Origin of the sequence: Streptomyces sp. NPDC046881 (genome assembly GCF_040645015.1) — a bacterium.
Taxonomy (GTDB): domain Bacteria; phylum Actinomycetota; class Actinomycetes; order Streptomycetales; family Streptomycetaceae; genus Streptomyces.
This window is the reverse complement of record NZ_JBEYXJ010000008.1, coordinates 108,464-131,727: the sequence shown is the minus strand read 5'-3', so window position 1 is coordinate 131,727 and position 23,264 is coordinate 108,464. Positions and strand designations below refer to the sequence as shown.

The 23,264-nt window shown below is 73.9% G+C and carries 14 protein-coding genes; 3 read left to right on the top strand and 11 right to left on the bottom strand.

Translation table 11 applies throughout. From position 1 onward, the window contains the following. Positions 1 to 81 precede the first annotated feature (81 nt). On the top strand, positions 82 to 357 hold the full coding sequence (locus tag ABZ923_RS06890; protein ID WP_361467715.1) for a chorismate mutase: 276 nt from the start codon (positions 82 to 84) through the stop codon (positions 355 to 357). A gap of 608 nt (positions 358 to 965) precedes the next feature. On the opposite strand, the gene ABZ923_RS06885 is transcribed toward ABZ923_RS06890, so the two are convergent. From ABZ923_RS06885 to ABZ923_RS06855, 7 genes are all read right to left on the bottom strand, one after another. Next, a complete protein-coding gene (locus ABZ923_RS06885) occupies positions 966 to 2,771 on the bottom strand; it encodes a GMC family oxidoreductase (RefSeq protein WP_361467712.1) in 1,806 nt (601 codons plus the stop codon). Positions 2,772 to 2,811: 40 nt separating this feature from the next. Continuing rightward, positions 2,812 to 4,425, bottom strand: a complete 1,614-nt coding sequence (locus ABZ923_RS06880) for a succinic semialdehyde dehydrogenase (protein ID WP_361467710.1) — start codon at positions 4,423 to 4,425, stop codon at positions 2,812 to 2,814. Between the two features lie 136 nt (positions 4,426 to 4,561). After that, the gene (locus tag ABZ923_RS06875) at positions 4,562 to 5,446 is read right to left on the bottom strand and encodes a serine/threonine-protein kinase (RefSeq protein ID WP_361467708.1); all 885 of its coding nucleotides are present in this window, start codon (positions 5,444 to 5,446) and stop codon (positions 4,562 to 4,564) included. 77 nt (positions 5,447 to 5,523) lie between these two features. Beyond that, positions 5,524 to 7,218, bottom strand: coding sequence for a serine/threonine-protein kinase (locus tag ABZ923_RS06870; protein WP_361467706.1), 1,695 nt, complete (start codon positions 7,216 to 7,218; stop codon positions 5,524 to 5,526). Between the two features lie 109 nt (positions 7,219 to 7,327). Next, positions 7,328 to 9,133 (bottom strand): protein kinase, encoded by a 1,806-nt coding sequence (locus tag ABZ923_RS06865; RefSeq protein ID WP_361467703.1) that lies wholly within the window; start codon positions 9,131 to 9,133, stop codon positions 7,328 to 7,330. A gap of 162 nt (positions 9,134 to 9,295) precedes the next feature. Then, positions 9,296 to 11,962, bottom strand: a complete 2,667-nt coding sequence (locus tag ABZ923_RS06860) for a protein kinase (RefSeq protein WP_361467701.1) — start codon at positions 11,960 to 11,962, stop codon at positions 9,296 to 9,298. 163 nt (positions 11,963 to 12,125) lie between these two features. Next, positions 12,126 to 14,168 carry a protein kinase gene (locus ABZ923_RS06855; RefSeq protein WP_361467700.1) on the bottom strand — a complete coding sequence of 681 codons (2,043 nt, stop codon included), beginning with the start codon at positions 14,166 to 14,168 and terminating at the stop codon, positions 12,126 to 12,128. A gap of 170 nt (positions 14,169 to 14,338) precedes the next feature. On the opposite strand from ABZ923_RS06855, the gene ABZ923_RS06850 reads away from it, so the two are divergent. Continuing rightward, positions 14,339 to 15,394, top strand: a complete 1,056-nt coding sequence (locus ABZ923_RS06850) for a serine hydrolase domain-containing protein (protein WP_361467698.1) — start codon at positions 14,339 to 14,341, stop codon at positions 15,392 to 15,394. Positions 15,395 to 15,600: 206 nt separating this feature from the next. Here the strand turns inward: ABZ923_RS06850 and ABZ923_RS06845 are convergent, their stop codons facing one another. Then, positions 15,601 to 17,307, bottom strand: coding sequence for a glycerol-3-phosphate dehydrogenase/oxidase (locus tag ABZ923_RS06845; protein WP_361467696.1), 1,707 nt, complete (start codon positions 17,305 to 17,307; stop codon positions 15,601 to 15,603). A 281-nt stretch (positions 17,308 to 17,588) separates the two neighbouring features. Between ABZ923_RS06845 and ABZ923_RS06840 the strand changes: the two genes are divergently transcribed. After that, on the top strand, positions 17,589 to 18,797 hold the full coding sequence (locus ABZ923_RS06840; RefSeq protein ID WP_361467693.1) for a nucleotide sugar dehydrogenase: 1,209 nt from the start codon (positions 17,589 to 17,591) through the stop codon (positions 18,795 to 18,797). 87 nt (positions 18,798 to 18,884) lie between these two features. Here ABZ923_RS06840 and ABZ923_RS06835 read toward each other — a convergent pair whose 3' ends face one another. From ABZ923_RS06835 to ABZ923_RS06825, 3 genes are all read right to left on the bottom strand, one after another. Next, positions 18,885 to 20,009, bottom strand: a complete 1,125-nt coding sequence (locus ABZ923_RS06835) for a GuaB3 family IMP dehydrogenase-related protein (protein WP_030345529.1) — start codon at positions 20,007 to 20,009, stop codon at positions 18,885 to 18,887. Positions 20,010 to 20,148: 139 nt separating this feature from the next. Next, positions 20,149 to 21,657, bottom strand: a complete 1,509-nt coding sequence (gene guaB, locus ABZ923_RS06830; protein WP_361467690.1) for an IMP dehydrogenase — start codon at positions 21,655 to 21,657, stop codon at positions 20,149 to 20,151. Positions 21,658 to 21,820: 163 nt separating this feature from the next. Beyond that, positions 21,821 to 22,408, bottom strand: coding sequence for a sigma-70 family RNA polymerase sigma factor (locus tag ABZ923_RS06825; protein WP_100827787.1), 588 nt, complete (start codon positions 22,406 to 22,408; stop codon positions 21,821 to 21,823). Between the last annotated feature and the right edge of the window lie 856 nt (positions 22,409 to 23,264).

Below are 23,264 nucleotides of genomic sequence, written 5' to 3'. Positions count from 1 at the left end.
GGGCCGACAAGGCCCGGGGCGCCTGTCGTTTTCCGGGTCCTGTCGTTCCAGGGCAGCCGCCTTCCCGACAAGGAGCCCCGCATGACCACCACCAGCACGGAAGCGGCCGCCGGCCCCGACACGGTCATCGCCGACGCCCGTGAGCGCATCGACGCGCTCGACGACCGGATCATCGGCCTCATCCAGGAGCGGATGGCCGTCTCCGCCGTCGTCCAGCAGACCCGCATCGCCTCCGGCGGCCGGCGGGTGCACCTCTCCCGCGAGATGGAGATCCTCGCCCGCTACCGGGACGCCCTCGGCAAGCCCGGCACCAACCTCGCCATGACCCTGCTGGAGCTGAGCCGGGGTCGTATCTGAGTTCGGCCCCGCTCTCACCCGTACGGCGCGTGACCGGCCCGCCCGCCGCCTCGTTGAGCGGGGTGTCCGTGCCAGCCAGGGGCGGGCCCGAAAGAACCACGCGTGGCTCGCTGGGGCGATGAGGCGTACGGGTCGTGCCGTACGCCGTGGGACCTCGCCCCAGGAAGTGACCGGACGGCAGGGGACAGCAGCCCGGTCACCCAAGAGAACGGCCGGCTCCGGGGACGCCCGGGGCCGGCCGGCGGAAAAACTGAAGACAGGCCACAGGGCACACGAACACGCGGCGCAACCCCCGGCGCCGCTCCCGGGCACCGGCGCTGCCCTGACGCCGGTGCTGACCAGAGAAGGGCCCCGCGGTCTCACCGTCCCGCGGGGCCCTTCGTCATGCCCTGTTCGTCATGCCCTGTCGCGCCCACGGTCGGGCATCCCCCGCGGATGTGACTCGCATCACAGGAAAATCCCGGGCCTCCGAAGCAACCCTTCTCCCTTTTCGCTGATCAAACCTGCCGGATCAAGAAACGGTGAGAGGGACCTGCCTTCGGAGGGGGAGGCAGGTCTCTCTGTACCGCCGGGCCGCTGTCAGCGCGGTGCCGCCCGTGCCGCCGTGGTCACTTCTTCGGAGGGACCGCCGGCACCCCCAGGAACGGCAGCCGCAGCGCGCCGAACGCGTCCGCCGGGACCACCGGCGCCTTCGGTTCCACCGGTTGCAGCCGCTCGTACGCCGCCCCCGGCGCCGGCCGCGGATCCTCCTCGCCTTTGTTCGGCCAGAACGACATCGCCCGCTCGGCCTGCGCGGTGATCGTCAGCGAGGGGTTCACCCCCAGGTTCGCCGAGACCGCGGCGCCGTCCACGACCGAGATGCCGGGGTGGCCGTGGAGCCGGTGGTACGGGTCGATCACACCGGTCTCCGCGGAGTCGCCGATGGGGCAGCCGCCGAGGAAGTGCGCGGTGAGCGGGGTGCCCATCAGCTCGCCGACGTTGCTGCCGGCGAAGCCGTTGATCTCGGCGGCGAGCGCGGAGGCGGCCTCGGTCGCGGCCCGGATCTGCTTGGGGTTGGGCGCGCCGTGCCCCTGCCGCGCGGTGAGCAGGCCCTTGCCGACCCCGTCCGGCTTCAGATACGTGGTCAGCGAGTTGTCCAGGGACTGCATGACCAGGCCGATGATGGTCCGCTCCGACCAGCGCCGGTTGGACAGCGAGCGGGCGACCAGCACCGGGTGCCGGGCCGCGTTCGCCAGCCAGGCCAGGACGCGCGAGGAGCCCTCGGCGTACGGCACCTGGAGGATCGACAGGCCGCCCATCGAGTTGGAGCCCTTGCCGTAGCGGACCGGCTCGATGTGGGTGTTCTCGTCGGGGTGGATCGAGGAGGTGATGGCGACGCCCCGCGTGAAGTCGGCCTTCGGCGCGCCGGTCGCCCTGCGGTAGCGGCGGTCGTCGGTCTGCGCGCCGACCAGCGCCTCGGAGTTGGTGCGGGTCAGGTCGCCGAGCCGGGCGGACAGATACGGCAGCTGGCCGCCGGCCTTCATGCGGTGCAGCAGGGTCTGGGTGCCGTAGGTGCCGGCCGCGAGGACCACCCTGCGGGCGGTGAGGATCCGGCCCTCGCCCTTCTTCTTCCGGTCGGTCGGCAGGGTCGCCACCGCGTAGCCGCCCCGCGAGTCGTCGGTGACGGACACGACCGTGGTCAGGGGGTGGACGACCGCGCCGGCCTTCTCGGCGAGGTAGAGGTAGTTCTCGTTGAGGGTGTTCTTCGCGCCGTGCCGGCAGCCGGTCATGCACTCGCCGCACTCGGTGCAGGCGGTGCGGTCGGGTCCGGCCCCGCCGAAGTAGGGGTCGTTCGCCTGCTGCCCGGGCCGGGCCTTCGTCCTGCCGTCGGCGTCCTCGCCGTCGCCGAAGAACACGCCCACCGGGGCGAGGTGGAAGGTGTCGCCGACCCCCATCCGCTCGGCCGCCGCCTTCAGGTGCACGTCGGAGGGGGTCATGGTGGGGTTGAGCCGGACGCCGAGCATGCGCTGGGCCTGGTCGTAGTACGGCTTCAACTCCTCTCGCCAGTCGGTGATGTGCCGCCACTGGGGGTCGTCGAAGAAGGCCTTCGGCGGTACGTAGAGGGTGTTGGCGTAGTTGAGGGAGCCGCCGCCGACGCCGGCGCCCGCGAGGACCATGACGTTGCCCAGCAGGTGGATGCGCTGGATGCCGTACATGCCGAGCTTCGGGGCCCAGAGGTAGTTCTTCAGGTCCCAGGAGTTCTTGGGCAGCGTGGCGCGGGTGAAGCGGCGCCCGGCTTCCAGGACGCCGACCCGGTATCCCTTCTCGGTGAGCCGGAGGGCGGACACCGAGCCGCCGAACCCCGATCCGACGACGATGACGTCGTAGTCGTACCCGTCCTCGTCCCGGGTCTGGACGGACTTCTCCTGCGACACGTGCTCTCCTCGTTGAGAACGGGGTGTTTCCTGGGTGCTGTCAGCGGAACCGGAATGCCTTCATCAGCTTCAGGCTCGTGCTCATGAAGCGGGCGTAGGACTCGTCGTCCATCCCCAGCGAGGGCGCCATCGGCAGCAGCCGCTGCTGGGCCACCGTCTGCGCCTCCGTGTACTTGAGGATGCCCTCGGAGCCGTGGCGGCGGCCGAGGCCGGAGTCCTTCATGCCGCCCATCGGGGACTGGACGCTGCCGTAGGCGGGCGCGTAGCCCTCGTTGACGTTGACCGTGCCGGTGCGCAGGCGGGCGGCGACGTCCCGGCCGCGGCGGGCGTTCGCCGTCCACACCGAGGCGTTCAGGCCGTAGGGCGTGGCGTTGGCGCGTTCGACGGCCTCGTCGTCGCTCTTGAAGCGGTAGACGGAGACGACCGGGCCGAAGGTCTCCTCCTCGCAGACGGCCATGGAGGGCTCGACGCCGTCGAGGATGGTGGGCTCGAAGAAGTACGGGCCGATGTCGGGGCGGGCCACCCCGCCCGCGAGCACCTTGGCGCCCTTGGCGACGGCTTCCCGCACATGCCGTTCGACGGTCTCCAGCTGGCGTTCGCCGACCAGCGAGCCCATGTCGGCGCCGTAGGCGAGGGAGGTGCCGAGCCGCATGGCCCGGGTGCGGGCGGCGAACCGCTCCAGGAAGGCGTCGGCGACCGACTCGTGGACGTAGAGCCGCTCGATGGAGATGCACAGCTGGCCGGCGGAGGAGAAGCAGGCCCGCACGGCACCCGCGGCGGCCTTCTCGACGTCGGCGTCCTCCAGCACCAGCATGGCGTTCTTGCCGCCGAGTTCGAGGGAGACGCCGACCAGGCGGGAGGCGGCGCCGACGGCGACCTCGCGGCCGGTGCGGGTGGAGCCCGTGAAGGAGACGTAGTCGGCGTGCCTGACCAGCTCCGGGCCGACGACCGGGCCCTCGCCGAGGACGACCTGGAAGACGCCCTCGGGCAGCCCGGCCTCGATCAGCAGGTCACGGGCCCACAGCGCGGTGAGGCAGGTCTCGGTGTCCGGCTTCATCACGACGGCGTTGCCGGCGGCGAAGGCGGGCAGGGCGTCGCCGACGGACAGCTCCAGCGGGTAGTTCCAGGGGGCTATCTGGCCCACGACCCCGCGCGGGTGGCGCAGTTCGGTGACCTTCGTCAGGGTCGGCATGGCGCCCGCGTGCCGCTTGGGCTTGAGGTACGCGGCGGCCCGGCGGCCGTAGTGGCGGGCCGCGACGGCGACGGCCTGCACCTCCTCGTGCGCGTGCAGGCGGGCCTTGCCGGTCTCCAGCTGGACCAGGTCGAGGACCTCGGCCTGCCGCTCCAGCAGCAGGTCGTGGAAGCGGAGCAGCACGGCGGCCCGCTGCCGGACCGGGACCTTCGCCCACACGGCCTGGGCGGCGCGGGCCGCCTCGAAGGCCTTGCCGACGTCCTCCGGGGTGGACTCGGGCAGGTCGGCCAGCTTCTCGCCGGTGAACGGGGTGTGGTTGGCGGTGCGGCCGGAGCCGACGACGCCCTTGGTGAGCTGGGCCACCAACTCCGGCGTGACCACGTCGGCGGCGGTGCGGGCGCCTTCCGGGGCGGGCGCGAGCGGGTTGGTACCGGCGGTGTCCGGGGCCTGCGTGTCCGTCATGAGGCGCAGGGTATGCCGCTGCGGGGGCTTTGTGTACCCGTCGGTAACGGGGATTCACCGACCGCTCACACGCTGCCAGCGATCACTGGCAGAAAACGCCCTGATCAGGGCGTTGAGGGGGGCGAAGCGGGAACGATCAGTCGACTTCGGTTTTTCTCGCGAGGAGGAGGCCGAGCGCGGCCAGCGGGGTGCGGCGGGGCGCGGGCGGCTCGTCGGCGGGGGCGGCGGACTCGGGTACCGCGGGCGCGGGGACGGGTTCGCGCGCCGGTTCCGGTACGGCGGTGAGGCCCAGGTAGTCGCGGAGCACGGCCTCCACCTCCGCCGCGTCCGGCCGTGCCGCCGGCTCGTCGGCCCCCAGCCGGTCCAGCAGCGGGCCCAGCGGGCCGGGGTCCGTGTCCCCCACGGCGGCACGCAGCAGCGCGCCCAGGGACCACAGGTCGCTCGCCGGGCCGGCCCCGGGACCCGCCGCCCGCTCGGGGGCGACGAAACCGGCGGGCGCGTCCGGCGCGTGCCCGCCGCCGACACCGAAGTCGGTGACGACGACCCGCCCGGTGCCGGACTCCAGCAGGACGTTGGCCGGCTTGACGTCCCGGTGCACGATGCCGACGGCGTGGGCCGCGCGCAGCGCGCCGAGCACCGCGAGCCCGATGCGCGCGGCCTCGGCGGGCGGGAGCGGCCCGCGCCGCAGCACCTCGCGCAGCGACTCGCCGGACACCAGCTCCATGACGATCCAGGGGATGCCGGCCTCGGTGACGACGTCGTACACCGTCACGGCCGAGGGGTGCCGCACCCGGGTGGCGGCCCGGGCCTCGTGGTGCAGCCGGTGCGCGATGCGCCCGCTGTCCTCGTCGGCGGCCGGATCGCCCGGCAGCAGCGGCTCCTTGACGGCGACCTCCCCCTCCCCCTGCTCGTCCCGGGCACGCCACACGATCCCGGCCGGGCCGGCCCCGAGGCGCCCGGCCAGCCGGTAACGGCCGCCGATCAGACGTGCGTCGGGCGGGTGTTCGCCGTCTTCGGTCATGCCACATGAGTACCGTGCGCGGCGGGCCGTTGTCGAAGCGGGGTGTCAGCGGGGCGCGTTCGCGGGTGGCGGACCGGTCACGCACCCGGGACCGAGAACGTGTCGACCGCCACGTCGAAGTACTCCCGCGCCTCCTGCACCTTTCCGACCGGGGCCGACACCCACACGTCGTACAGCAGTCCGTTCTGCTCCCAGCACAGGTCGAAGGTGTGCCGGGGGCCCTCGGCCGCGCTGAAGCCGTCCCAGGTGAACTCCCAGAACGCGGCCGGGCGTCCGTCGTGCGTGGTCCGGGTGACCCGGCCGTCGTGGTAACCGGGGTTGGTGGACGGGCCGGCGGCGGCCGAGCGGTTCATCACGCTCTCGGGGCCGCCCGGCTGGGGCGCGCCGACCCGGATGCCCAGGCGGAAGGTCTCGCCCGGCGAGAGGTAGAAGACGCGCTGCCCCTGCCGGCTGCGGGTGAAGTCCTCCGGTACGGCGAGGGAGAAGCCGGCCGGGTCGCGGGCCGTGCGGTAACCGGAGGGCGCGGTGTGCGAGCCGCCGGCGTCGGGTGTGGGTGTCGGCCGGGTCCCGGTCGGTGTGGGCGAGCCGGCCGTACCTCCCGTTCCGGTCCGGGTCACCGGGGACGTCGCCGTACCGCCCGGGGTGCCGCCGCCCCCGTCCCCGCCCCGGTGCAGCAGCAGCGCGGCGGCCGACACGCCGGCCCCGGCCAGCGCGGCGAAGAGCAGCGCCGCCACCAGGACCGCGCGCCGGGAGGAGCGGGCCGGGGCCGCGTCCGCGGACGTCCGGGTCGGGGCGGGCGGCGGCGGCGGGCCGTACGGCAGGTCCAGCTGGGTCGGCGAGTAGGGCGCCGGGGGCTTCGGCGTGCGGCCGGCGCCGATCCGGTGGATGAGCCCGCCGCCGTGCGTCCCCGCGGTGCCCTGGCCCGGCGCGTCCGGCGTCCGGCCGGTCTCCAGGTACGCCCGCAGCATGCGCTCGGCGTCCGCCGCGCCCAGCCGCCGGTCCGGGTCGCGCTCCAGCAGGCCCCGTACGACGGGCAGCAGCGGCTCGGCCTGGGCCGGCGGGCGGATCTCGTCGGTGACGACGGCGTGCAGGATGCCGCCGAGCGAGTCGCGCCGGAACGGCGACTCGCCGCTGAGCGCCGTGCACAGCAGCGCGCCCAGCGACCACAGATCGGACTCCGGCCCGGTGCGCAGCCCGGACATCCGCTCCGGCGCGGTGTACTCGGGCGAGCCGACGAACGAGCCGGTCTCGGTGAGCGTGGTGGCGCCCTCGACCTGCGCGATCCCGAAGTCGGTGAGGACGACCCGGTCCGTGCCGGACTCGATCAGGACGTTCGCGGGCTTGATGTCCCGGTGCAGCACCCCCGCCTCGTGCGCGGTGCGCAGCGCGCTCAGCAGGGCGACACCGATCCGGGCGGCCTCGGCGGCGTCCACCGGGCCCTGCCGGGCGATCCGCTCGGCGAGCGAGCCGCCGTCGATCAACTCCATGACCAGGTAAGGCCGTTCGTCCTGCTCGACCACGTCGTGCACGACGATGATGTGCGGGTGCCGTAACTGGCAGACCGCGCGGGCCTCCCGGAACGTACGGTCGCGGCGGCGGCGCGCGTCCTCGTCCGGGAGCGAGTCGTCCGGGAGGAGTTCCTTGACCGCCACCTGGCGGCCCAGCACCTGGTCGCCGGCCCGCCACACGACGCCCATGCCGCCGCGCCCGATGCGTTCCTCCAGGCGGTAACGGCCCGCGATCAGCCGGAAGTCGGCTCCCTCGGTCCCCATGCGCCCCATCATGCCGCACGGGGTGCCCGCCCTCCGGGGCACCGCCCGGCCAAGACGCACCGCGCAGCCAGCCAATTTCGGCCGACTCGGGCGCGCCGGTCCGGCCGGCTCAGCCCTCGTCCGGCTCCTGCCAGCCGCGCAGCACCCAGGTGAACTGCTTGCCGACCGTCGGCCAGTCACCGGCCGGCGAGGACATGTAGATCGCGTACTCGGTGCCCTGGCGCGAGAAGTACGTCTCCTCGACCGCGCGGCGCGGACCGGGCACGTAGGGCGCGTCCTTCTTCAGCGCGGTCCAGGTGTACTCCCACCGCGCGCCCTTGCGGTCGCGGTAGAGGTTCTCCTCCATCGTGACGCGCCGGTAGTCGACCAGCCGGTGGAGCTGCTGCTCCAGGTCCTTCTGGTGGGAGAGGGCGTCGGCGTAGTCCGGTGAGCGGTCGACGGCGATGCGGACGAAGTGCAGGCCCTTGTCGGGCGTGTAGTCGATCTGCTTGAGGTCGCCGTCGTCGCTGTACACCTTGCGCTTCCAGCCCTTGGGCAGGGACAGGCTGAAGCCCAGCGGGTCGTGGTATGTCGTCCAGCCGGCCGGCAGCGCGCCGTCGGACCCGGGCGTGACGCTGTCGGCGGGCGCCGGGGCCGGGCTCGCCCCGCCGCCGGACCCGGTGGCCGCGCCGCCCCACTGCCGGATCGCCACCGCGCCGGCGCCGCCGAGGACCGCCGCGAGGGCGACGACCAGCACGAGGGTGCGCAGCCTGCGGCGGGGCCGGGCCTGCGCCGGCCCGCCGGCCGGGAACGGGCCGCCCGCCGGCGCCACCGCCGTCGGCCCGGTCGCGGAGCGGCCCGCGCCGGGACCGCCCGCCACCACGTCGTAGCCGGGACCGGCCGAGCCGTGGCCGGGGGCCGGAGTCCCGGGACCGGCGCCGTACCCGACGGCCGACGTGCCGGAACCGGCGCCGTGCCCGGGGCCGTACGCGCCGCCCGACGCGCCCGGTCCGTAGCCGGCGCGCGGGAGTTCGCCGGGGGCGGTCGTGTCCGGGCCCCTGCCGTGGGGTGCCTGGATACCCGAGCCCTGGGTCGGGACGAATGCCTGTGCCGCGCGCGGGCGGCGGCCCTCCGCCGCCTCGGCGAGCATCTGCTCGGCCTCGTCCGCGCCCGGCCGCCGGGCCGGTTCCTTGTGCAGGAGCGCGGCGATGACCGGGGCGAGCGGACCGGCGTGGCGCGGCTCGCCCGCCTCCTCCTCGACGACCGCCTGCATGGTGCCGAGCGGCGAGGTGCGCCGGAACGGCGAGCGCCCTTCGACCGCCGTGTACAGCGTGGCGCCGAGCGCCCACAGGTCGGAGGCCGGGCCGGGGTCGTGGCCGCGCACCCGCTCGGGCGCCAGGTAGTCGACCGAGCCGACGACCTCCCCGGTGCGCGTGATGGTGGTGTCGCCCTCGATCTGGGCGATGCCGAAGTCGGTGAGCAGGACCCGGCCGTCCGCGCCGAGCAGCACGTTGCCCGGCTTGACGTCCCGGTGCAGCACCCCGGCGGAGTGCGCGGCGCGCAGCGCCCGCAGCACCCACAGCCCGATCCGCGCGGCCTCCGCGGGCTCCACGCGCCCCCGCTCCTTGACCGCGTCGGCCAGCGAGGCACCCTCGACCAGCTCCATCACGATCCACGGGCGGCCGTCGTGTTCCAGCACGTCGTGCACGGTGACGACGGCGGAGTGGTTGATGCGCGCGGCGGCCCGCGCCTCGGCCCGGGTGCGGGCGAGCAGGACGGCCCGGTCGCTGTCGGAGACGTAGAGCGCGGCGGTCAACTCCTTGATGGCGACCTTCCGGTGCAACACCTCGTCGTGGGCGCGCCACACCCGGCCCATGCCCCCGCTCCCGATGGAATCGGCGAGCCGGTAGCGGCCCGCTATGAGCAGGCCCTGCATCTGATTCACGTTGCCCCGCAATGCTCTTGACAGGGTCAGACTAAGGACCGGCCTGCCCCCAGGGAACCAGCGGGGTACGAAGGAAACCGCACTGTGACGATGGTCATTTCCGCGCGAGAGAGGGAACCGGAAGCACTCCGTCCCGCCCCGGACACACGCTGCTCAACCCGTGTAGCGATACGTCGCCGTAGCCTGCTCGTACAGCCGTGTCACCTCGTCGCGCTCGGCCTCCGGGCCGCGCACCTGGACGATGTGGTACCGGCCGTTCAGCAGCAGCGCCATGTTGCGCACGAACAGGTCCCGGCCCTGCCCGTCGGTCCAGGTGAACTGCCCCTCGGCCATGGTGCGTCCGCCCACCTCGATGGTCCGCAGACCGGACGCCGTGGCCCAGCTGGAGTCGCGGTACGGCTGGAGTTCGCGCTCCTTGTCCCGCTGGTAGGCCATCGGATCGCTGCCGTACGCGGACGTGCCGTCCCGGCCCGGTACGACGATCAGCTCGAGGTTCCCGTGCGCGTACACCACCTGGCCGCTGCCGTTCTTCGGGGTGCGGTCCCAGCCCTCGGCGACGGCGACCCGGAAACCCTCCGGGTCCTTGCGCAGCGCGAACCCGTCGGGGACGGAGGGGTCCCCGCCGGTCTGCGTCTCGGTCGCCGGCGCGGAGGCGGTGGCGTCGCCGCCCGGCGCGCTCGGTCCGCCGGACGGCTGACCCGTGTGCGAGGGCGCGGGGTTCGCCTGTCCGGCGCTGCCGGTACGGTCGCCGCCCGCCGCGCCGCTCGTGCCCTGCTTCGGCATGAACAGCATCGCGTACGCGATCGCGCCGGCCAGCAGGAGCAGGATCAGCAGGAGCAGGGTCCGGCCCAGGCTGCGCGGCGAACGGGTGCCCTCCCGGGCCCGCTTGTGCCGGCCGTGCGGATGGGCCGCGGGCAGTCCGGCGCGCCGTCGGCGCACCAGCTCGCCGCGGCGCCGCACGATCGGCAGCCGGCTCGGGTCGGCGGGCGGCACCGGCACGACACGGGTGCCGGCGTCCGGCTCGGGCGCGGACCGCACCAGCGACCGCAGCCAGCCGCTCAGCTCCTCCACGTCCGGCCGCTCGGTGGGGTCCTGGCGCAGCAGCGACTCCACGACCGGCCGCAGCGGACCGCACTCCTCGGCGAAGGCGGGCGGCTCGGCGCACACCAGCTGCACCAGCTCGGCCGTCGACTCCTCCGGGTACGGCGCATGCCCCTGCACGGCCCGGAACAGCAGGGCGCCCAGCGCCCACAGGTCGGTGGCCGGGCCGATCGGCGCGGCCAGCTGCCAGTTCTCGTGCACGGGACCGGCCTGCTCCGGCGCCCAGCGCTCGGTCACCGGCCCCACCACGGTCATCCGCACCTGCCGCGCCCGCTCGGCGGCCAGCGCGGTCCCGGGCCCCCGGCGTACGGCACCCGGCTCGTCCCACCGGCCGCCCGCCTGCGCGGGCACGACGGGACCGGCGCCCTGGCGGCCGGCCCCGGACGCCGGCTCGGCACCCGGGGCGTACCCCTGGCCCGGCACGACGGCGTGCCCGGGCCGGGGATCCGCCGCCGGCAGCCCCGGCCGGCGCGCACCGCCGCCCAGGGCCGGGGGCGTACCGCCGGCTCCGGTGCGCGGCCCGGCGCCGTGCCACGGGGCACCGCGCACCCCGTACGGGTCGGCTATCCGCCCGGGCGGCGTCGCGCTCCCCGCGTCCGTGGAGTACGGGGACGCCGACGCTCCCGCGTCCGGCCCCGTACCGCTGCCGTCGCCCTCGGCGGACGCACGGGCACCCGGGAGGGCGGCACGCCCGTTCTGCCGGGCCTCGCGCACGCGGGAGGAGTACGGGTCCGGCCCCGCCCCGCTGTCGCCCTCGGCGAACGGGCGGGCGCCCGGGAGGGCGGCGTGCTCGCCCTGCTGGGCCTCGTGCACCCGGGCGGCGGCGCGGGCGCCCGCGCGGTACGCGGCGATGGCCCCGGCCCGGGCGGCCCGGACGTCGGCGCCGCTCTCCAGGGCCGGCTGCCCCGGCGGACCGGACAGCCCGTTCGTGTCCGGCGCCGGGAGCCCGCCGGCCGCCCGCGCCTGGATCGCTGCCCGCCGCGCGGCCTCGGGATCGAGGTCCGCGGCCGGGTCGCCGGGTACTCCGGTGACCGCTGGGCCGGGACCGAAGCCGACGGGGCCGTCGGCGGAGTCCGGCTCACCGCCGCCGTCCGGGTCCTCGGGCGCCGGCACCGGGTCGTACCCGCACAGCGCCTCCTCCGCCGCGCCGGCCGCCAGACCGGTGAGCATCACACGGCCGTCGTCGCAGACCAGGACGGTACGGGCGGTGATGTTGCGGTGCACCCAACCGTGGGCGTGCAGCACCCGGAGCGCCATGAGCACGTCGGAGGCGACCTCGGCCGCCCGGTACGGCGACAGCGGCTGCTGGGCGAGCAGTGCGGCCAGCGGACGCGCGGCCACCAGCTCGCTGACGATCCACAGCGAGCCGCCCTCGGCGAACACGTCGAAGACCTGGTCCAGGCGCGGATGGTCGGGGATGCCGGCCGCGGCCTGCGCGGCCTCGACGGCGCGCCGCACCGCCGGATCGGTCGGCTGCCGGGTGGCAGCCCTGGCGTCGGGCGCCCGGCGGCCGCGCTGCCGTGCGGTGAACCCCTCGGGCAGCCCCTCCGCGTCGAGCACCTCGGCCTCGACGACCTCCGGCAACGGCACCTGCCGGACGATGACTTCCTGACCGCTGTAGGTGTCGAAGGCGCGGGTCTCGGTGAGTTCGTACTCGTCGGACGGCGGCAGTGGCAGGCGGTAGCGGTCGGCGAGCACCCGACCCGCGTAGTCGTCCACTGCGCCTCCCCCGGCCGCCCGGTTGGTCATACCCGATCGCCTCACGGTCCGTTTCGCACACGCATGCGGCTGCGTACGGTCCGCGACCCTTCACGATACGTGCCGCAGGCAACCCGCATTGAGAGGATGACGGATTCTCACGCAGCAAACCGGCGTACGGCCCCTATGACTTGGGGGCGAAGGATTTCGTCAACGTCTTCCAGGTGTCCTTGCGCAGATCGCCGTGCCAGTCGGCGTCCTTCGCGGTGTACATCAGCGCGTAACCGAGGTGGTCGTTCACCACGAAGCCCCGGTCGATCGTGCGGTATCCGGTGCCGTCCTCGACGTAGGTGAACTCCCAGTCGGCGGTGTTCCAGCCGCGGTAGTCCACCTCCTCGATGCGGATCCGGTGGTACTGGGAGCGCACCATGTAGCGCTCCTGGTTCCTCCAGTCCGCCACCGGGTCGCCTTTGGGCGTGCCGGTCCAGGCGACGAGCAGCTTCTGCCCGTCGGGCCCGGTGTAGCGGTCGCCGGCGCCCCCGGTGGTCCGGAACTTCCACCCCTTGGGCAGTCCGATCGAGTAGCCCTGGCCGCCCTTGCGGGTCGAGACCACCGGGGCGCTCCCGCCGTCCTTCGACCCGGAGTCGCCGGACGCGTCGGAGTCGGAGCCTTCGGCGGACCGGCTCGCCTCGGTCTCCGCCGGGTCGTCCGAGCCCGAACCGTTGCCGGCGGTCGCCGAACTCGCCCCGTCCGTCCGCTTGCCGGTGTCCGTGCCGCTCCCGGTGCCCTTGTCCCGCTTGGCGGACGCGCTGGCGCTGGTCACGGCCTTGGCCCCGCTCTTGTCGCCCTTGCCGTCATCGCCGCTCAGGGCGATGGCCAGCACGGTCCCGAGCACCGCGAGGGCGACGATCACGGCGATGACGATCAGCGTGCGCCGGGGCACCACGTCGGTCAGCGGCGCCCTCGGCACCGGCCGCGGCGGCAGGTCCAGGTCCGGCGGCGGCACCACGGGCCAGCCGGAACCGGTCCTCTTCGCGGCGGAGTTCGGAGCACCGGCGGCGCCGGACACCGGTCCCCTGGGCCGCGCACCGGGGACACCGGGCGCACCGGGCGCACCGGGCCGCGTCCCACCGGAGACCGCGCCCCCGGCGCCCGTCGTGCCGCCCGCACCCGGGGCGGCCGGCTCGCTGCCGCTCTTCGTCCGCGCCGACGCCGCGCCGGTGGCCACCCCGGCCGCCTTGCGGACCGACCGCAGCGCGCCGCGCAGCTTCTCCCCGGGCTCCTCGCCCCGCCTGCCCTCCGGGCCGCCGGGCTGCACCGGCAGCGGAACCACCCGCGTGGCGTCCAGCGGCTCCGGCTCGGGCGCGCGTATCACCGCGTTGAGCATGGCCCGGGCCCCGGCGTCGTCGAGCCGCTTGGCCGGATCCTTCGTCAGCAGGCCGTAGATGACGTCCCGGAGCGGTCCCGCGTTCTTCGGCTCCTCCAGCGGCTCGGTCATCACCGCGGTGAGCGTGGCGATCGCCGAGCCCTTGTCGTAGGGCGGCGTGCCCTCGACCGCCGCGTACAGCAGACCGCCGAGCGACCAGAGGTCGGCCGCCGGGCCCGGCTTGTGGCCGCGGGCCCGCTCCGGCGAGATGTAGGAGGGGGCGCCGACGAGCATGCCGGTGGAGGTGATGGACGGGTCGCCCTCGACCTGTGCGATGCCGAAGTCGGTGAGCACGACCCGGCCGTCCTCGGCGATGAGCACGTTGGACGGCTTCACGTCCCGGTGCAGGATGCCCTCCCGGTGCGCGGAGCGCAGCACGTCGAGGATGGCGAGACCCACCTCGGCGGCACGCCTCGGCTCCAGCACGCCGTCCTCGCGGATGACCTCGGCCAGGGACTTGCCCTCGACCAGCTCCATGACGATCCACGGCCGGTCGTCCTCGTCGACCACGTCGAAGACCGTCACCGCGCTGTTGTTGCGGATCCGGGCGATCGCCTTGGCCTCGCGCAGGGTGCGCGTGATCAGGCGCCGCTTCTCCTCCTCGTCGATGTTCGACGGGAACCGCAGTTCCTTGACGGCGACCGTCCGGCCCAGGGTCTCGTCCTCGGCACGCCAGACCGTGCCCATACCGCCCCGGCCCAGCACGTCTCCCAGCCGGTACCGCCCGGCGAGGAGACGCCGCTCGCTCTTGTCCTGACGAGTCTCCTGACGAGATGTACCCGCCCGCTCCGCCTCCGACATGCGTCCCCTCATACAACCCGCCCTGACAGAGCCTCCATTGTCTCTCACCCGACAAGTGCCCGACGCCCAGGGTGCCACTGCCCCCTGCCCGCCCGCCGCGGCCCCGGAACACCCCTGAATCGGCAGTTCCGCTTACCGGGATGATGGGTCGTAAGAAGGGAGGAACCGGGATGCCGACGCTTCGGACAGTCCTGTCCATACCGGTGTGTCTGGCACTGCTGCTCGCCCCGGCCGCCTCCCAGGACGCCGCGCCGGCCGCCGCCACGGACTCGGTCCTGCCCTTCTTCGTCCACGACGGCGGGGCGCCCGCCGCGGCCCTGCTGGTCCGGGACGCCGGCACGGACGGGGTGCGCCTGCGCTACGCGGCCGCCGGGCGGGGCATCGCCCGTGCCGACCGTTTCCGGGCCGGCAGCATCACCAAGACCTTCGTCGCGACGGTCGTGCTCCAGCTGGCCGCGGAGCACCGGCTCTCCCTGTCCGACACCGTGGAGCAGCACCTGCCGGGACTGCTGCGCGGGCGCGGCACCGACGGCCGGCGCATCACCCTGCGGGCCCTGCTCAGCCACACCAGCGGGCTGGCCGACTTCACCGAAGCCACCGGTGGCACCGTGCCGCTGACCGCGCTTCAGGCGGTACGCATCGCGCTCTCCCTCCCTCCGGCCCGTCCGGGCCGCTACTTGTACTCCAGCACCAACTACGTCCTGCTCGGCCTGGTCGTCCGCCAGGTCACCGGTCGCTCCTACGCCGCCGAGGCCGAGCGCCGCGTCATCGCTCCGCTGGGTCTGACGGGTACCTCCTTTCCCGGGTCCCGCAGGTCGCTGCCCGCGCCGCACGGCCGTGCCTACGCGGCCGACGGCTCCGACGTCACCGAGCTCGACCCGCGCGTGGCCGGCGCGGCGGGTGAGCTGGTGACCACGCTGGCCGACCTCGACCGCTTCTACGCGGCCCTGCTCGGCGGCCGGCTGCTGCCCTCGCGCCGGCTGCGCGAGATGCTCGACACCCGTGCCGCACACGGCTCGTACGGCATGGGGCTGTTTCCGGTGAAGCTGCCGTGCGGCACCACCGTGTGGGGGCACAACGGCCGGATATCCGGGAGCTACGTGCGCAGCGCAGCCACCGCCGACGGCCGCCGTGTCCTCACCTTCCGGGTGAACACGGACGCGATCGCAGGTCCCCGCCTCGAACCGGCCCTGCTCGCCGCCGAGTTCTGCCCTCGCACCCGGTAGAACGGCCGGGATCCCGGCGGAGATCCCGCCCCGCGTCACTCGTCCGGGTGAACCTCACGGCGGGTCCGGCTCCGTGCACCGGCGGTCGGCGGACATGTGGCGCGGCCGAACCCCGGGGACCGGCGGAGCCGGGACGGCGGGGCCGGAACCGCAGGGCCGGCCGGCCACGGCGGGACCGAGGGACGGAAACCGGCGGCGGCCGGGGTTCACAGCGGGACGATGTCCGGGGCTCCCAGCCGCGCCGCGTCCGCCGTCTGGTCGTCCGGTTGGAGCTGGGACTCGCGCTCGGCCTCCACCCGCTTCTCGTAGTGCTCGACCTCGCGCTCGATCTGACCCTTGTCCCAGCCGAGGACCGGTGCCATCAGCTCGGCCGCCTCGCGGGCGCTGCGGGTGCCGCGGTCGAAGGTCTCGATGGAGATGCGGGTGCGGCGGGTGAGGACGTCGTCCAGGTGCCGGGCGCCCTCGTGCGAGGCGGCGTACACCACCTCGGCGCGCAGATAGTCGTCGGCGGCGTGCAGCGGCTCGCCGAGCGCGGGGTCGGCGGTGATGAGGTCCAGGACCTCCTCGGCCAGGGAGCCGTACCGGTTCAGCAGGTGTTCCACGCGGACCACGTGCAGTCCGGTGCGGGCGGCTATGCGTGCGCGCGCGTTCCACAGCGCCTGGTAGCCCTCCGCGCCGATCAGCGGGGTCTCCTCGGTCACGCAGTCGGCGACGCGCATGTCGAGGCCGTGCACCGCCTCGTCCACGGCGTCCTTGGCCATCACCCGGTAGGTCGTGTACTTGCCGCCCGCCACGACCACCAGCCCCGGCGCCGGATGGGCCACCGTGTGCTCGCGCGACAGCTTGCTGGTGGCGTCGGACTCGCCGGCCAGCAGCGGGCGCAGCCCGGCGTACACCCCCTGGACGTCGTCGCGGCCGAGCGGCACGGCGAGCACCGAGTTGACGTGGTCCAGCAGATAGTCGATGTCGGCGCTGGACGCGGCCGGGTGGGCCTTGTCCAGGTCCCATTCGGTGTCGGTGGTGCCGACGATCCAGTGCCGGCCCCAGGGGATGACGAACAGGACGGACTTCTCGGTGCGCAGGATGAGGCCGGTGGTGGAGTGGATGCGGTCCTTGGGCACGACCAGGTGGATGCCCTTGGAGGCGCGGACGTGGAACTGACCGCGCTCGCCGACCATGGCCTGGGTGTCGTCGGTCCACACGCCGGTGGCGTTGACGACCTGCTGGGCGCGGATCTCGTACTCCCCGCCCCCCTCCACGTCCTGCACGCGGGCGCCGACGACCCGCTCGCCCTCGCGCAGGAAACCGGTCACGCGCGCGCGGTTGGCCACCTTCGCACCGTAGGACGCCGCCGTGCGCACCAGGGTGGCCACGAAGCGGGCGTCGTCCATCTGGGCGTCGTAGTACTGCAGGGCGCCGACCAGGGCGTCCTTCTTCAGGCAGGGGGCCACGCGCAGGGCGTGACGGCGGGTCAGGTGCCGGTGCACGGGCAGGCCCCTGCCGTGGCCGCGGGCCATCGACATCGCGTCGTACAGCGCGACGCCCGAGCCGGCGTAGAGCCGCTCCCAGCCCCTGTGCTGGAGCGGGTAGAGGAACGGGACCGGCTTGACCAGGTGCGGGGCGAGGCGCTCCAGCAGCAGGCCGCGCTCCTTGAGGGCCTCGCGGACCAGGGCGAAGTCGAGCATCTCCAGGTAGCGCAGGCCGCCGTGAATCAGTTTGCTGGACCGGCTGGAGGTGCCGGACGCCCAGTCGCGGGCCTCGACGAGGCCGGTGGACAGGCCGCGGGTGACGGCGTCCAGCGCGGTGCCGGCTCCCACCACTCCGCCGCCGACCACCAGCACGTCCAGCTCGCGCTCCGCCATCGCCGCCAGTGCCTCGGCGCGCTGCGCCGGCCCCAGAGTCGCTGTCCTCACCGCTGCCTCCCGCTGTCGCACACTCGCTCGCGTCGGCCGCACCCGGAGGGCGAAGCCCCGTTCATCCCCTCCTCATGCCCAAATTCTGACCGGGTTGTCCGGTGTCAGCCACCACGGGCTCCCAACCTGTGGACAACTCACGCACAACCCTGGGAAGACACACAAACACAATCACACATAACGGTCATATGTGTACCTAGTCTGGCAGTGCACTCGCTCATCCTGTCCACAGCGGTTGCGCACCTGTCCCGCTTCGGCTACTGGGAAGGACGGCTCACGCCATGCCCGCAGACCTCGCCGTCATCGGACTCGGTCCCTACGGCTTGCCGCTCGCCCAGGCCGCCGTCGCCGCCGGCGTCTCCACCGTCGGCTATGCCACCGGCCCCGAGGCCGGCTCACTCAGCCCGGCGGAGCTGCGCCGGATGCACTCGGCCGGCTTCCGGCCGCTGAGCGACCCGGCCCAGCTCGGCCGGGTGCGCACCGCGGTGATCTGCGCGCCCACCCCGCGCGGAGCCGACGGCGCGCTCGACCTCGGCCAGGTCGAGGCGGCGGCCCGCACCCTCGCGGCGCGGCTCCGCCCGCACACCACGGTCATCCTGGAGTCGCCGGTGCTCCCCGGGACGACGGAGGAGTTCCTGCGCCCGCTGCTGGAGAAGGGCTCGGGGCTGCGCGCCGGCCGCGACTTCCACCTCGCCTACTCCCCCAGCCGGGTCGACCCCGGCAACCGGGACCACACGCCCGTCGGCACCCCCAAGGTGATCGGCGGCCTCACCCCCGCCTGCACCGAGTCGGCCGCCACCTTCTACGGCCGGCTCACCGACAAGGTCGTCCGCGCGCGCGGGCTGCGCGAGGCGGAGACCGTGCAGCTGCTGGAGACCAACTACCGGCACGTGAACATCGCGCTCGTCAACGAGATGGCCGTCCTCTGCCACGAGCTGGGCGTGGACCTGTGGGACGTCATCCGCTGCGCGGAGACCAAGCCGTTCGGTTTCCAGGCGTTCCGGCCGGGCCCCGGCGTCGGCGGGCACGGCGCGGCCCAGGACCTCACCGGGCACGCGACCCGCACCCTGCGCATGGTCGAGCTGGCCCAGCAGGTCAACAACCGGATGCCCCGGTACGTCGTCCAGCGCGCGGCCACGCTCCTGAACGAACACGGCAAGTCCGCGCGCGGGGCGCGCGTGCTGCTGCTCGGCGTCACCTACAAGCCCGACCTCGCCGACCTGCAGGGCACCCCGGCCCAGGAGATCGCTGTACGGCTGATGGGGCTGGGCGCGGCCGTGAGCTACCACGACCCGTACGTGCCCGCGTGGAGCGTCCTGGACCGCCCGGTGCCCCGCGCGGACTCCCTGTACGAGGCCGCCGCCGACGCCGACCTCACGATCCTGCTCCAGCAGCACCGCACGTACGACCTGCAGGGCCTGTCGGTGAAGGCCCAGCTCCTGCTGGACACCCGGGGGGCCACGCCCACGGGGGCGGCGCATCGGTTGTGAAGGGGCCGAGCCGAAGCCGGCACGCGGAAGGGCCGGTCATCCCTCGGGACGGCCGGCCCTTCCGGTGCCGTGGGACCGTGTCGGTGGTCAGCGGCGGTGCTGGCTGTCCGCGACCGTCACCTCGACGCGCTGGAACTCCTTCAGCTCGCTGTAGCCGGTGGTGGCCATGGCGCGGCGCAGGGCGCCGAAGAAGTTCATCGAGCCGTCCGGGGTGTGGGACGGGCCGGTGAGGATCTCCTCGATCGTGCCGACCGTGCCGAGGTCGACCTTCTGGCCGCGCGGCAGCTCCTCGTTCACCGCCTCCATGCCCCAGTGGTGGCCCTTGCCGGGCGCGTCCGTGCCCCGGGCCAGCGGGGAGCCCATCATGACCGCGTCGGCGCCGCAGGCAATGGCCTTGGGCAGGTCGCCGGACCAGCCGACGCCGCCGTCGGCGATCACGTGCACGTACCGGCCGCCGGACTCGTCCATGTAGTCCCGGCGGGCCGCGGCCACGTCGGCGACGGCCGTGGCCATCGGGACCTGGATGCCGAGGACGTTGCGCGTGGTGTGCGCGGCGCCGCCGCCGAAGCCGACCAGGACGCCGGCCGCGCCGGTGCGCATCAGGTGCAGGGCGGCGGTGTAGGTGGCGCAGCCGCCGACGATCACCGGGACGTCCAGCTCGTAGATGAACTGCTTCAGGTTCAGCGGCTCGTGCGAGGACGACACGTGCTCCGCCGAGACCGTCGTACCGCGGATGACGAAGATGTCCACGCCCGCGTCCACGACCGCCTTGGAGAACTGGGCGGTGCGCTGCGGGGAGAGCGCCGCGGCGGTGACCACGCCGGAGTCGCGGACCTCCTTGATGCGGGCGCCGATCAGCTCCTCCTTGATCGGTGCCGCGTAGATCTCCTGGAGGCGGCGGGTCGCCTGCTCGGCGGGCAGCTCGGCGATCTCGTCCAGCAGCGGCTGCGGGTCCTCGTGCCGCGTCCACAGGCCTTCGAGGTTGAGCACGCCCAGGCCGCCCAGCTCGCCGATGCGGATCGCGGTGGCCGGGGAGACCACGGAGTCCATGGGGGCGGCCAGGAAGGGCAGCTCGAAGCGGTAGGCGTCGATCTGCCAGGCGATCGAGACCTCCTTCGGGTCCCGCGTACGGCGGCTGGGGACGACGGCGATGTCGTCGAAGGCGTACGCCCGGCGGCCGCGCTTGCCGCGCCCGATCTCGATCTCAGTCACGTTGGTGGCCTTTCCCTATGCGTTGCAGCGCCTTCCAGTATCGCCGACGGGTACGACAAGGGCGGCCCCGGATGGTCCGGGACCGCCCTTTCACCGGCTGCACGCGCGCGCGTGCAGGCCCGCGCGTGCCGCCTGGGAGCTACCGCTTGCTGCTGTAGTTCGGCGCCTCGACCGTCATCTGGATGTCGTGCGGGTGGCTCTCCTTCAGACCCGCCGAGGTGATCCGCACGAACCGGCCGCCCGCCTGCAGCTCGGGGACCGTCCGGCCGCCGACGTAGAACATCGACTGGCGCAGACCGCCGACCAGCTGGTGGACGACGGAGGACAGCGGGCCGCGGTAGGGCACCTGGCCCTCGATGCCCTCGGGGATCAGCTGCTCGTCGGAGGCGACGCCCTCCTGGAAGTAGCGGTCCTTGGAGAACGACCTGCGGTCGCCGCGGGACTGCATGGCGCCGAGCGAGCCCATGCCGCGGTACGACTTGAACTGCTTGCCGTTGATGAACAGCAGCTCGCCCGGGGACTCCTCGCAGCCCGCGAGCAGCGAGCCGAGCATCACCGTGTCGGCGCCCGCGACCAGGGCCTTGGCGATGTCGCCGGAGTACTGCAGGCCACCGTCGCCGATGACCGGGACACCGGCGTCCTTCGCGGCGAGCGCGGCCTCGTAGATCGCGGTGACCTGGGGGACGCCGACGCCGGCGACCACACGGGTCGTGCAGATGGAGCCCGGTCCGACACCGACCTTGATGCCGTCGGCGCCCGCGTCGACCAGCGCCTGCGCGCCGTCGCGGGTGGCGACGTTGCCGCCGATGACGTCGACGCCGGAGGAGTTCGACTTGATCTTGGCGATCATGTCGCCGACCAGGCGGGAGTGGCCGTGCGCGGTGTCCACGACGATGAAGTCGACGCCCGCCTCGATCAGGGCCTGGGCGCGCTCGAAGGCGTCACCGGCGACACCGACCGCGGCGCCGACCAGCAGGCGGCCCTCGGCGTCCTTGGCGGCGTTCGGGTACTTCTCCGCCTTGACGAAGTCCTTGACCGTGATCAGGCCCTTGAGGACGCCCTCGTCGTCGACCAGCGGCAGCTTCTCGATCTTGTGCTTGCGCAGCAGCTCCATGGCCTCCGGGCCGGAGATGCCGACCTTTCCGGTGACCAGCGGCATCGGGGTCATGACCTCGTGCACGCGGCGGCTGCGGTCGCTCTCGAAGGCCATGTCCCGGTTGGTGACGATGCCGAGCAGCTTCTTGTCGCCGTCGGTCACCGGGACGCCGCTGATGCGGAACTTGGCGCACAGCGCGTCGGCCTCGGCGAGCGTGGCCTCCGGGTGGATGGTGATCGGGTCGGTGACCATGCCGGACTCGGAGCGCTTCACCAGGTCGACCTGGTTGGCCTGGTCCTCGATGGAGAGGTTGCGGTGCAGGACGCCGACGCCGCCCTGGCGGGCCATCGCGATCGCCATGCGGGACTCGGTCACCTTGTCCATGGCGGCGGACAGCAGCGGGATGTTGACCCGCACGTTCTTGGAGACGTACGAGGCGGTGTCGATCTCGTCGGGTGCCATGTCCGACGGGCCCGGCAGCAGCAGCACGTCGTCGTAGGTCAGCCCGAGTGTCGCGAATTTACCGGGCACTCCGTCGACGTTGGCAGTCATGACACCTTCCCCAAATGGCCTTGATCGGTGCGGATGTCCATGCTAACGGGAAGCGTCGCTAGCAAATTCCACGGTACGGGGTCGCCTCGGGCTTCGTATGTTCGTACGGAACGGGCGGCGTACCTGTTCAGCGAGGGAGCTACGAGGCTCTCCGCAGGGGGGATTACTGTTCGGCGAGCGCCCTGAGGCGGCTCAGGGCCCGGTGCTGGGCCACGCGGACCGCGCCGGGTGACATTCCCAACATCTGCCCGGTCTCCTCCGCGGTCAAGCCCACCGCGATGCGCAGCAGGAGCAGCTCGCGCTGGTTCTCGGGCAGGTTGGCCAGCAGTTTCTTGGCCCACTCGGCATCGCTGCTGAGCAGCGCGCGCTCCTCGGGGCCGAGGGAGTCGTCGGGCCGCTCGGGCATCTCGTCGGACGGCACCGCGGTCGACCCGGGGTGGCGCATCGCCGCGCGCTGGAGGTCGGCGACCTTGTGGGAGGCGATGGCGAAGACGAACGCCTCGAAGGGGCGGCCGGTGTCGCGGTAGCGGGGCAGGGCGAGGAGGACCGCCACGCAGACCTCCTGGGCGAGGTCCTCCACGAAGTGGCGCGCGTCGCCGGGGAGCCGGGACAACCGGGTGCGGCAGTAGCGCAACGCCAGCGGGTGGACATGGGCGAGCAGATCGTGCGTGGCCTGCTCGTCCCCGTCGACGGCACGATGCACGAGCGCACCGAACGCCCCATGGGCCGTGCCCGCCTCGTCGTCGCGCATCGGTCCATGGTGCCCTGAGGCCGTCCGGTCCGTCGCATCGTGCTCGTGGTTGTGCACCGAAGCGTTATGAGCAGGTGCGCCGGCACTCATTCCCTGCGCCCTCCCCTTCCGCTCGACCGACTCGTCCCCGAGAGACTCCACAACTCAAGGATGCGGCATCCGCGCCGAAACGAGCAGCGCGCGTCCGGCGGGCCGCCTTGCACAGGACCCTCCAGGGGGTTCGGCGGTGTAGTGCGCCGGCGCACTCGCGTACCGTGCGGGGGCGTGTTGTGCGCCGGTGGGCGCCGCTTCGCGGGGCGTACCTCCGGAGCGCCGGTCCGGGGTGCTCGCAGACCGGCGGGTACGGCGATGTGGTGCGTCCGTGCCGACCGGGCGCCGACGCAGGGGCCTGCCGGTCCCGCCGCACGCGACGCCGCCGCCTCACGCGCCCCTATCAAGGCGCGACCCGGTCACGGCGCGAGCACGGCGCCCCTGTCGGCCACCGCCCGCCACCACCGGTCCGGGCGCCGCGACCGCCCGCCCGGGCGCCGCTTCGGACCGTACGAGCGTCGGAGGGAAGCGCACAGCGGACCGGGGAGCGCCGGAGCGCCCGAGGGGAGCCGGCGAGCGCACCGGCCCGAAGGGCGTACGGCACGTCCGGGCCGCTCCGGGCATCCGCGACGGCGCCACCCGGCAGCACCGGGCCGCCGGTCCACCGATCCGCCGGACCGGCCCGACCGAGCCGGGCCGCCGACGAGCCGTCCGCGCCCGAGCCAACCCGGACCGAGCCGACCTCGCCCGAACCAACCGCCGACGAGCCACCTGCCGACGAGCCACCTGCCGCCCGGACACCCGTCAGCGAGCCGGACACCGGGTA

Bases quoted from the DNA above. Each gene is read 5' to 3' on its own strand.
- ABZ923_RS06880 (WP_361467710.1), bottom strand. From the start codon at position 4,425: ATGACGGACACGCAGGCCCCGGACACCGCCGGTACCAACCCGCTCGCG.
- ABZ923_RS06875 (WP_361467708.1), bottom strand. From the start codon at position 5,446: ATGACCGAAGACGGCGAACACCCGCCCGACGCACGTCTGATCGGCGGC.
- ABZ923_RS06850 (WP_361467698.1), top strand. From the start codon at position 14,339: ATGCCGACGCTTCGGACAGTCCTGTCCATACCGGTGTGTCTGGCACTG.
- ABZ923_RS06840 (WP_361467693.1), top strand. From the start codon at position 17,589: ATGCCCGCAGACCTCGCCGTCATCGGACTCGGTCCCTACGGCTTGCCG.
- guaB (WP_361467690.1), bottom strand. From the start codon at position 21,657: ATGACTGCCAACGTCGACGGAGTGCCCGGTAAATTCGCGACACTCGGG.
- ABZ923_RS06870 (WP_361467706.1), bottom strand. From the start codon at position 7,218: ATGGGGACCGAGGGAGCCGACTTCCGGCTGATCGCGGGCCGTTACCGC.
- ABZ923_RS06855 (WP_361467700.1), bottom strand. From the start codon at position 14,168: ATGTCGGAGGCGGAGCGGGCGGGTACATCTCGTCAGGAGACTCGTCAG.
- ABZ923_RS06865 (WP_361467703.1), bottom strand. From the start codon at position 9,133: ATGCAGGGCCTGCTCATAGCGGGCCGCTACCGGCTCGCCGATTCCATC.
- ABZ923_RS06825 (WP_100827787.1), bottom strand. From the start codon at position 22,408: ATGCGCGACGACGAGGCGGGCACGGCCCATGGGGCGTTCGGTGCGCTC.
- ABZ923_RS06890 (WP_361467715.1), top strand. From the start codon at position 82: ATGACCACCACCAGCACGGAAGCGGCCGCCGGCCCCGACACGGTCATC.